The 10,174-nt window shown below is 39.0% G+C and carries 11 protein-coding genes and 1 tRNA gene; 11 read left to right on the top strand and 1 reads right to left on the bottom strand.

Translation table 11 applies throughout. The features are described from left to right. The first annotated feature begins 204 nt into the window (after positions 1–204). The 8 genes from guaD (at position 205) to V4T18_RS17875 (ending at position 6,068) form a co-directional block, all read left to right on the top strand. The gene (gene guaD / locus V4T18_RS17840; RefSeq protein WP_332651741.1) at positions 205–1,569 is read left to right on the top strand and encodes a guanine deaminase; all 1,365 of its coding nucleotides are present in this window, start codon (positions 205–207) and stop codon (positions 1,567–1,569) included. A 166-nt stretch (positions 1,570–1,735) separates the two neighbouring features. Next, a tRNA-Asp gene (locus V4T18_RS17845) sits at positions 1,736–1,811 on the top strand. Positions 1,812–2,096: 285 nt separating this feature from the next. Then, positions 2,097–2,429, top strand: coding sequence for a hypothetical protein (locus tag V4T18_RS17850; RefSeq protein WP_332651743.1), 333 nt, complete (start codon positions 2,097–2,099; stop codon positions 2,427–2,429). 105 nt (positions 2,430–2,534) lie between these two features. Next, the gene (gene tsaE / locus V4T18_RS17855; RefSeq protein ID WP_332651757.1) at positions 2,535–2,987 is read left to right on the top strand and encodes a tRNA (adenosine(37)-N6)-threonylcarbamoyltransferase complex ATPase subunit type 1 TsaE; all 453 of its coding nucleotides are present in this window, start codon (positions 2,535–2,537) and stop codon (positions 2,985–2,987) included. Beyond that, positions 2,984–3,688 (top strand): tRNA (adenosine(37)-N6)-threonylcarbamoyltransferase complex dimerization subunit type 1 TsaB, encoded by a 705-nt coding sequence (tsaB, locus tag V4T18_RS17860; RefSeq protein ID WP_332651744.1) that lies wholly within the window; start codon positions 2,984–2,986, stop codon positions 3,686–3,688. The genes tsaE and tsaB overlap by 4 nt, the downstream gene beginning before the upstream one ends. Continuing rightward, positions 3,685–4,131, top strand: a complete 447-nt coding sequence (gene rimI / locus V4T18_RS17865) for a ribosomal protein S18-alanine N-acetyltransferase (RefSeq protein WP_332651746.1) — start codon at positions 3,685–3,687, stop codon at positions 4,129–4,131. Before tsaB ends, rimI begins: the two co-directional genes overlap by 4 nt. Beyond that, positions 4,124–5,137, top strand: a complete 1,014-nt coding sequence (gene tsaD / locus V4T18_RS17870) for a tRNA (adenosine(37)-N6)-threonylcarbamoyltransferase complex transferase subunit TsaD (RefSeq protein WP_332651747.1) — start codon at positions 4,124–4,126, stop codon at positions 5,135–5,137. The genes rimI and tsaD overlap by 8 nt, the downstream gene beginning before the upstream one ends. Before the next feature lie 535 nt (positions 5,138–5,672). Further along, complete coding sequence (locus V4T18_RS17875; protein WP_332651748.1) at positions 5,673–6,068, top strand: hypothetical protein; 396 nt, start codon at positions 5,673–5,675, stop codon at positions 6,066–6,068. A 66-nt stretch (positions 6,069–6,134) separates the two neighbouring features. Here V4T18_RS17875 and V4T18_RS17880 read toward each other — a convergent pair whose 3' ends face one another. Further along, a complete protein-coding gene (locus V4T18_RS17880; RefSeq protein WP_332651749.1) occupies positions 6,135–8,072 on the bottom strand; it encodes an ABC-F family ATP-binding cassette domain-containing protein in 1,938 nt (645 codons plus the stop codon). 130 nt (positions 8,073–8,202) lie between these two features. Here V4T18_RS17880 and V4T18_RS17885 point away from each other — a divergent pair, with 130 nt between their 5' ends. From V4T18_RS17885 to tatC, 3 genes are all read left to right on the top strand, one after another. Beyond that, the gene (locus V4T18_RS17885; protein ID WP_332651751.1) at positions 8,203–8,838 is read left to right on the top strand and encodes a redox-sensing transcriptional repressor Rex; all 636 of its coding nucleotides are present in this window, start codon (positions 8,203–8,205) and stop codon (positions 8,836–8,838) included. 80 nt (positions 8,839–8,918) lie between these two features. Beyond that, positions 8,919–9,137, top strand: a complete 219-nt coding sequence (locus V4T18_RS17890) for a twin-arginine translocase TatA/TatE family subunit (RefSeq protein ID WP_332651753.1) — start codon at positions 8,919–8,921, stop codon at positions 9,135–9,137. A gap of 18 nt (positions 9,138–9,155) precedes the next feature. Then, positions 9,156–9,977 carry a twin-arginine translocase subunit TatC gene (gene tatC, locus V4T18_RS17895; protein WP_332651755.1) on the top strand — a complete coding sequence of 274 codons (822 nt, stop codon included), beginning with the start codon at positions 9,156–9,158 and terminating at the stop codon, positions 9,975–9,977. Positions 9,978–10,174: the final 197 nt, after the last annotated feature.

Genomic DNA, 10,174 nt, shown 5'->3' on the forward strand with positions numbered 1-10,174 from the left:
ATGGTAGTTGGGGGCTTCCCCCTGTGAGAGTAGGACGTCGCTAGGCACAAACAAAGGTCTGAGAATTATCTCAGGCTTTTTTCTGTTGTTTTAAATTCTTCGTCTCATTGATTCAATTAAATACCTGACTTTATATGATAGACTTTCCTATAAAAAAACCCTATACTGAGAGCATTCGAATATTACAACATTGAAGGAGCATCTATGTCGAACTACACACATATTTTCCGAGGAACTGCTTTTTCGAGCAATTCTCCAAAAGAACTTCAAATATTAGAAAATCATCTTTATTGTATAAATGAGGATGGCATGATCGAAAAAATTGTTGCACCAGCAGAGGATGATTATGACATATTATTAAATATGTATGAGGGCAAGGACAACTTCCATCAGTTAGCGGAAGGGCAATACTTGCTCCCTGGATTTGTTGATTTACATGTGCACGCACCACAATGGGCACAATCCGGAACCGCATTGGATATTCCGCTTTTTGATTGGCTAAACACATATACATTTCCTATTGAATCGAAATTTTCAAATATATCCTTTGCTAAAAGGGTATATGAGGATGTTGTTAGTACTTTACTAGCAAATGGTACGACAACGGCCCTCTATTTTGCGACAGTGCATAAGGAAGCTAGTATTTTGCTTGCGGAAATATGTGCTAAAAAAGGACAGCGTGGATTAGTTGGGAAAGTCGTAATGGATAATCCAGAACAGACTCCATCGTATTATCGGGATAACGATACGAGGGCTGCACTAGTTGATACGGAAGAATTTATTTTAGCGGTAAAAGAATTAGGAGAATCAGTAAAGCAAGGCGTTTATCCTGTTGTGACACCGCGTTTTATTCCGAGCTGTACAACTGAAGGGCTACAAGGCTTAGGGGAATTAGCAGCTAAGTATGATACGTACATCCAGTCACATTGTAGTGAAAGTGATTGGGCGCATCAGTATGTACAAGAGCGCTATGGTAAAAATGATGCTTTTGCATTACATGATTTTGGGCTTTTACGTGAAAAATCAGTCATGGCGCACTGTAATTTCTTAGATGATGCTGATGCCGACCTATTTGTACAAACAGGAACGGCGATTAGTCACTGTCCTATTTCAAATGCTTATTTTGCTAATAGCGTGATTCCACTTGCACATTTCCATGCTAAAGGAGTTGATATTGGTCTAGGTTCTGATATTTCAGGTGGATTTTCTCCTAGCTTGTTTGACAATATCCGTCAAGCGGTTATGTCATCTCGTATGTTAGAAGATGGTGTGAACCCAGCGCTCCCTGCGAATGAACGAGGTGTACGGGATGCTCGCATTACGGTTAATGAAGCCTTTTACTTTGCTACTGCTGGTGGTGGGGAAAGCTTAAGTTTACCAATAGGGTGCATAGCTGAAAACTATACTTGGGATGTTCAAGTGATTGATACAAAGATTCCATCGGCCAGACTTCCGATTTACGATGAGAATGAGCCTTTACACGATATTTTCCAAAAAATGATGTATTTAGCTCGTCCAGAAAACATTCGTGAAGTGTGGGTTCAAGGAGAAAAGGTGCATTCACGTTAAAAGAAAAACGACCAAAAGTGGTCGTTTTTCTTTTATTATAAAGGGTTATAAATCTTAAAAATATTGAAATATAGTTAAAATTTAATTTAAATTGTAAAAAAGCTATTGTCATTCTTTTAACTACTTGCTATAATAAAAAATGTCCTAAAGAGATAATTGAATAAATGGTCCCGTGGTGTAGCGGTTAACATGCCTGCCTGTCACGCAGGAGATCGCCGGTTCGATCCCGGTCGGGACCGCCATTTTATTTGTAGTTTTTATAAGAAGCAGATTCTTATAAAGGCTTTTTTTTATTTAATAAAATGTATTGCTAAGAAAGCTTTGCAAACGATCAAGTACTATAACCTTATTGAATATACCTTAAAAACAACAAGACCCGTTGATAAAAAGGGCAAAAGTAGCAATTTACTTAAATTTAAACATCTAAATCTCTACCCCTTCATATACTAGATTTGCGTTGTTTCGACGAGCTATATATAAATATAGAGTGTTAAAATAACATGTATTTTACCAGTGGGGGTGTGAATTTGACACTAATTGGATTAGTGAAAACAGTGGGCATAGGAATAATCGCCTTAGGATTGCTTGGATGTGAAAATGAACTAATAGCGATTGAGGATTCGAACTCATATGAATGGCAAAAATATATGAACGAGACTGAATACCATCAGCTGATGGAAGGCATGACTTATTTGGAGGTTGTTGAAATAGCTGGTGGTCAGGGTGAGCAGCAAGAGGAAAACCTATTCTTTTGGAAAGATGAAATATTAATGACACAGGCGTATCAAATAGAATTTAAGGATAGTAAACTTGTAAGTAAAAAAATAGTAGAACAACGTGGGCATTCTACACGTGAGTAAAGGCATTTCGTAAAATTGAGATGCTTTTTCTTTATGTATTAGTTTTGAACATTTCAAGCGCTTCAAGTAAACTAGAAGTAATGCATTCTGGAAGGGAATATGAAGATGGTATTTGAAAAGCATATAAGATCAATTGAAGAAACAAAACGACTTGCTTATGATTTATCGCAGCTTCTTAAGGCACAGCATACGATTACACTTGAAGGTGATTTAGGAGCAGGGAAAACAACCTTTACGCAAGCTTTAGCAAAAGGATTAGGTATTACACGAACTGTTAATAGTCCAACCTTTACAATTATGAAGCAATATGAGGGGCGATTACCTTTAAATCATTTGGATGTGTATCGTTTAGCAGATAGTGATGAGGATTTAGGTTGGGATGAGATTTTTTACGGTGATGCAGTAACAGTAGTGGAATGGGCGCATTTAATTGAAGAAGATCTACCAGCAGAACGTCTTGCAATTGAGATAACGCGTATTGATGATACTGCAAGGAAATTTGTATTTAAACCAATGGGCGAAGCATACGTCGGGTTGTGTAAGGAGTTATTAAAATGATTTGGTTAGGAATTGATACAGCGAATGCACCACTTTCTGTCACGATTGTGAAGGATGGAAAAGTACTAGCAGAAGTTGTACAAAATAATAAATTAACCCACTCTGTAGGTGCAATGCCAGCAATTGAAGAGGTTTTTGCGAAAGCTTCGATACAGCCTGCTGAGATCGATGCAATTGCTGTTTCAGAGGGACCTGGCTCTTATACAGGTGTACGAATAGGTGTAACAATAGCGAAGACGCTCGCGTGGACCTTGAAGAAGCCTTTAGTAGGGGTTTCGAGTCTGCAAGCCTTAGCAGCGAATGCCGAGTTATTTAATGGGATCATTTGCCCGTTATTTGATGCACGTCGCCAACATGTGTATACAGCGGCATATAGAGGAGATACACTTGAAACAGTTATTGCTGAAACGCATGCTAGTATTGATACACTGATAGAAAAATTAAGTGGGCTACGAGAGCCGGTTCTATTTATCGGTACGGATGTTGATATGTATTTTGAAATAATTGTTGATGTATTAGGTGAAAAGGCAATTCGTGCACCATTTACGCTCGATTTACCAAGAGCTTCCGAGCTTATTAAATTAGCAGCAAAGCAGCCATTACCTGCAGTAGAGTCTGTCCATTCGTTTGTCCCTCAGTATCGACGAATTGCAGAAGCGGAAGCTAACTGGATTAAGGAACAAAAGAAGGTGCAGGAATGATTCAGTACCGAAAGATGACGCCTGAGGATGTAGAGGCAGTGTATGCTATCGAAGTGGCAACATTTCCAATACCGTGGACATTAGATTCTTTTCATTATGAAATGCGCGAAAATCAATTTGCTCATTATATAGTGGCAGAGGACGAATCTGGTATTATTGGCTTTTGTGGAATGTGGCTTGTGATTGATGCAGCACAAATTACAAATGTAGCCGTAGTTGAGAATGTACGAGGGCAGGGCATTGGGGAAACACTAATGCGTGAGGCAATGCGTATTGCACGTGAGGCAAACATGGATGTGATGAGCTTAGAAGTACGAGTATCGAACACACCAGCGAAAACCCTTTATCAAAAATTAGGCTTTCAGGACGGTGGTATTCGAAAGGGTTATTATACGGATAATGGAGAGGATGCTCTCGTAATGTGGGTGAATTTACATGGATAAATATATTTTAGCAATTGAGACAAGCTGTGATGAAACAGCGGCTAGTATTATTAAAAATGGCACGGAGATCATTTCAAACGTTGTTTCGTCTCAAATTGAAAGTCATAAACGTTTTGGCGGGGTAGTACCTGAAATCGCTTCTCGTCATCATGTGGAGCAAATGACGATTGTCATTGAAGAAGCATTAGCACAAGCGGGTGTGGAGCCAAGTGATTTAGCAGCTGTTGCTGTTACAGAGGGGCCGGGTTTAGTAGGTGCACTTTTAATTGGAATTAATGCTGCGAAGGCTTTTGCTTTTGCTCATAGCCTCCCACTTATTCCGGTGCATCATATTGCTGGGCATATTTACGCAAATGCACTCTTACAGCCGATGGAATTTCCGTTACTAGCACTTGTAGTGTCTGGAGGGCATACGGAGCTCGTGTATATGAAGGAGCATGGTAGCTTTGAGTTAATTGGTGAGACGCGTGATGATGCTGCGGGTGAGGCGTACGATAAGGTAGCGCGTGTACTTAATTTACCGTATCCTGGTGGTCCACATATCGATCGACTAGCACATGAAGCGGAAGAAGCGGTACCGTTCCCACGGGTTTGGCTCGAGGAAGGCTCATATGATTTTAGCTTCAGTGGATTAAAATCGGCAGTTATTAATTATAAGCATAATATGAATCAACGGGGGGAGGAAATTATCCCGTCCCACGTAGCGAAAGGCTTCCAGGATAGTGTTGTGGAAGTATTAACTACGAAAACCTTACGAGCAGCCCGAGAATACAATGTGAAACAAGTTATTGCTGCGGGTGGTGTATCGGCAAACAAGGGCTTAAGAACAGCCCTAGAGCGAACGTTTGCGGCGGAAGGAATTCCATTTTATGTCCCTCCGTTAAAGCTCTGTACGGATAATGCCGCTATGATAGGGGCTGCTGGCTTCTATATGTATGAAGCAGGCGTACAAGGTAATTTAAAAATGAATGGTAAGCCAGGAATGGAACTTACTAGCTGGACATAAAGTAGTAAGGACATTACGTAATTTCGTAATGTTCTTTTATTTTTGTACGAAATAGATTCTGTTGAAAATATGTTGAATTTTGTCGCGAGATAGCTTGTTTATTCTATAATTTTATTGATGTAGGAGTTTTCTGAAAACTTATCCACAGGTTAGAACAAGTTATTAAAAAAAGTCAACACGAACACTCGTACTTATGCACAAACTGTGGATAACTTGTGGGTAAACTGTGATTTTTCTATATATTGTGTTACGTTTTTCACAAAAACATGTGGAAAAACAAAATTTGGATTGTGGATAATGTGGAAAACTCTGTTGATATGTTGTTATAACTGCATTTCTAATGTGTATAAAATTGTGGAGTTTTTTACGCGAAATTTGTATATTGACCAATATATATGTAAATGGATTCGACAAACTGCTATAAAAGCATATTATGATGGAATAATGAATGATATATACCCATATTAATATGGTATGTCTACAAAAATTTATTCATATATGAACAATATAGACACTAGTTTAAGGAGGGCTGTCCATGAATTACGAGAAGGAAAAAAGAAAAATGATTGTACTACTCATTGCTGGCGTTGTTTTAGCAATTGTCTTTTTTAGTGTGTTAGGCTATTTAAATCCCTACTCATATGTAATGTATTCATTTTTTGGCATGATAGTACTGTTTGGATTAATTTTTTATCCATTAGCATTAGTACATGGGAGGGCGCAGATCGTGGATGTTTTTCATAGCATTCGAGGAGGCGATCGTCAGCCGTTTCGTTTAAAACCTGGCAATGCATTTAACATAGCTTTGAAGGCACTAAATTTACTATTTGCTTTGTTCACAACTATATTTTTAGGGTGGGCGTACGGAGCGTATACAGCATACCAAAAACTACAATATGCAAAGCGATTTGGCAGGAAAATTCGGCGTTAGCTTCGGCCGTATGTAGTATAGAACATCAATAAATAAGAAGGCTGCCCTCATTTGGACAGCCTTCTTTTAAATATTCTCAAGCTCTTCGCTTAGTTCTAGCCATTCGATTTCAAATGAATCATAGGTTGATTTTGCTACATCAAGCTTCTCCTGAATCTCAAGGGCTTTTTCATGATTAGCAAATACGTCTGGGAGACAAAGCTCCTCCTCATATAACGTAATTTCTTCGTCTAGACTACTCATTTTTGTTTCAAGCTCTTCTAAAGCACGGCGAATTTGCCGTTCACGTTTTTTTGCTTCCTTATCGATTGTGGACGTTGTACTTTTTACAGGTGTAGATTGGTCAAGCTTTACCGTATTAGTGGCCTTCATTGCAGCAAGTTCTTCAAGCTCTAGCTTTTTCTCGACATAATAATCATAGTCGCCTAAATATTCGAAGGCACCAGTAGAGGACAGCTCTACAACCTTTGAGGCGATTCGATTTATAAAATAACGGTCATGTGAAACGAAAAGTAATGTGCCGGGATATTCTATTAGGGCATTTTCGAGTATTTCTTTGCTATCTAAGTCTAAATGGTTCGTCGGCTCATCTAGTACAAGTAGATTGGCTTTTTGCATCATTAACTTGGCTAGAGCTAGACGAGCCTTTTCTCCACCAGATAATGAGGTTACAGTTTTTAAAACATCGTCACCACTAAAGAGGAATTGACCGAGTACCGTACGAATATCTTTTTCGTTCATTAATGGCCATTCATCCCACAGCTCTTGTAGCACTGATTTATTACTATTTAGCTTTGCCTGCTCTTGATCATAGTAGCTTATTTGTACATTTGTTCCGTAACGAATTTCACCATGAATTGCGGCTAAATCCTTTACAACGGTTTTTAGTAGAGTAGATTTTCCAACACCGTTCGGCCCAACTAAAGCGATTCGATCCTCGCGGAAAAGACGCATAGAAATATTACGCGAGATTTCCTTGCCAGGGTAGCCAATAGCTAATTCATCTATGGACAACACATCGTTACCGCTTTGACGATTGATCTTAAAGCCAAAGCTAGCAGATTTTTCATCGCCATCGGGAGAGTCCATCCATTCGGTACGCTCTAGCATTTTACGTCGGGACTGAGCCATCTTTGTAGTTGAGGCTCGAGCGATATTTTTTTGAATAAATGCCTCAAGTTTAGCCTTTTCATCTTGTTGGCGCTCGAACATTTTCATATCGCGCTCATAGTTTTTTGCTTTTTCATCTAAATAGAGACTATAGTTACCGACATATTTCGTAACACGTGTGCGAGAAACCTCATAGACAATTGATACAACTTGATCAAGGAAGTAACGGTCATGGGATACAATGAGAATTGCTCCGTCATAGCCTTTTAGGTAATTCTCTAACCACGATAAGGTTTCAATATCTAAATGATTTGTTGGCTCGTCCAAAATAAGTAAGTCGGGCTTTGATAATAGTAGCTTAGCTAGGGCTAACCGAGTACGCTGTCCACCTGAAAGGGATGTAATAGGCTTTGAATAGTCTTCAGGGAAAAATTGCAGCCCGTGAAGTACAGAGCGGGTATCTGCCTCATACTGATAGCCACCTGCTTCCTTAAAGTCATGCTGTAGCTGATCATATTCCGCCATCACACGCGCGTACATGTCACTGTTTTCATAAACGATCGGATCGGCCATTTTTTGCTCTAAGCCTCGAAGCGTATTTTCCATCAGTCGAAGCCTATTAAAAATTGTCATCATTTCGTCCCAAATAGAAAGGGAGGAATGGATGCCAGCGTGCTGCTCTAAATAGCCAATTTTCACATCCTTTGGAATAATGATTTCACCTGAATCATAGGACATTTGCCCAGCTATAATTTTGAGAAGCGTTGATTTGCCAGCACCGTTACGGCCAACAAGTGCAACGCGGTCGCGATGCTGTACTTCGAGCTTTACCCCACTAAGCACCTCATCTGTTACGAATGATTTATATAATTGATTTACTTGTAATACAATCATGCTTTCCACCTCAGTTCCTACTTTTAGTGTAATAGAAGCGCTTATACCATGCAATGATAGGTACTTTACTTGTCCTCTCAGGTTTAGTAATATTAAAACGATTTCCAATTAATAAATAGGAGGAGACTGTGTGAACAAAGAAACGAAAATTCCACAAGCAACTACAAAAAGGCTTCCTCTTTATTATCGTTTTTTACAAAACTTTGCGAATGATGGTAAAAAGCGTATCTCATCTAAAGAATTAAGTGATGCGATGAAAATCGATTCTGCGACCATTCGTCGGGATTTTTCATATTTCGGGGCACTAGGGAAAAAGGGGTACGGCTATGATGTTCCTCATTTACTTGAGTTTTTCCGTGAGACGTTAGATCAGGACGAAGCGACAAATGTTGCATTAATCGGGGTCGGTAACCTAGGGAATGCTTTTTTAAAATATAATTTTCAGAAAAATCACAATACTAGAATTGTCGTAGCATTCGACTCAAAGGCACCATATGAGGGGACGGAAATTAGCGGGATTCCAGTTTTTCACCCGGATCGCTTAGAGGAAATGTATCAGGAATTTAATGCAGAGCTTGCTATTTTAACGGTATCATCTCGTTCCGCTCAGATGATGACGGACCGACTTGTGAAAATGGACGCCAAAGGTATTTTAAATTTTACACCGGTTAGACTAACAGTACCTGATTCGATGAAGCTAATGAATATAGATTTATCGGTAGAATTGCAGGCACTTATTTATTTAATTCGTAATAGTGAAAGCTGACGTAAAATCTTCACATTATCTATTAGCAAAATATGCCGTATTAAGTTAAAATGGTACATATACTAGAGGAGGTGGCTATAGTGGTTGTGCATGTAAGTGCGATTACACCTGTAAGCCTAATTATCATCGGTGTTATAGCTTTATTAATCTTTGGACCAAAGAAATTACCGGAGCTAGGAAAAGCAATGGGTTCGACATTACGCGAATTCCGTCATGCTACTAAAGGGTTAACTGAAGATGATGATGATGTAAAAAAGAACGTTATTGAGCATAAAGATAACGATCAACAAACAAAGTAATAAGTTGAGGATTATAGTATGAATCCGAAAGAACAAACTGTCATAGAGCATATGGAAGAGCTGAGGAAACGCCTCTTTACCGTCGCTATCTTTTTTGTGATGGCACTTTTAGGAGGCTTTTACTTAGCGAAGCCAATCATTAAATATATTCAAAATGGCGAGCAAGCCAAAAACATAACGCTGCATGTCTTTGATGTATCAGCCCCATTAACAGTCTATTTACAAGTAACTGTTGCCGTGGCATTTATTTTTATATCGCCAATCCTTCTGTATCAGCTTTGGGCGTTTATTACGCCAGGTTTATATGAAGAGGAACGGAAAGCCACACTAAAGTACATCCCGTATGCATTTGTTCTGTTTATAGGCGGTATGTGCTTCGCTTATTATGTGTTATTCCCATTCATTCTTAAGTTTATGGTGGGCTTGTCTGAGGACATAGGAATTGAGCAAACGATCGGAATTAAAGAATATTTTTCATTTTTATTTAAATTAGTCATACCGTTTGGACTTTTGTTCCAGCTGCCAGTTGTGACGCTCTTTGCATCACGAATTGGTTTAATAAATCCAACATTAATGATAAAGGTTCGTAAATACGCCTATTTTGTGTTAATAGTTATTTCTGTGTTATTAGCACCGCCGGATTTTGTATCGAATGTCATTATTGCCATCCCGTTGTTTATCCTTTATGAAATCAGTATTATGATCTCAAGGATTGGATATAAAAAGTATCAAGTAGCGGAAGCAAAGCGGATTAAAGAGCAAGAGGAACGAGAGCAGGAATTAAAAGTAGAAGAATTACTTGCCGAGCAGCGTCGACAAATTGAAGAAATGCAAAAATAGTAAGAAAGGGGGTGTCCAGAAAGTATTTACTTTCGGGGCACCCCTTTCAATCCTTAATAATTATCTACTAAGAAGTATTGCTCGGGCTGTGGTCGCATCAACATGCCAGCATCCTTGTCGTAAAGGTGCCGTTTCGAATGTCTTTTAAAATGTACCCTATAAGATGGACACTTAAAAAAGTCCTCTTGTAGGGTACT

Source organism: Lysinibacillus sp. 54212, assembly GCF_036662795.1.
Taxonomy (GTDB): Bacteria; Bacillota; Bacilli; order Bacillales_A; family Planococcaceae; genus Lysinibacillus_B.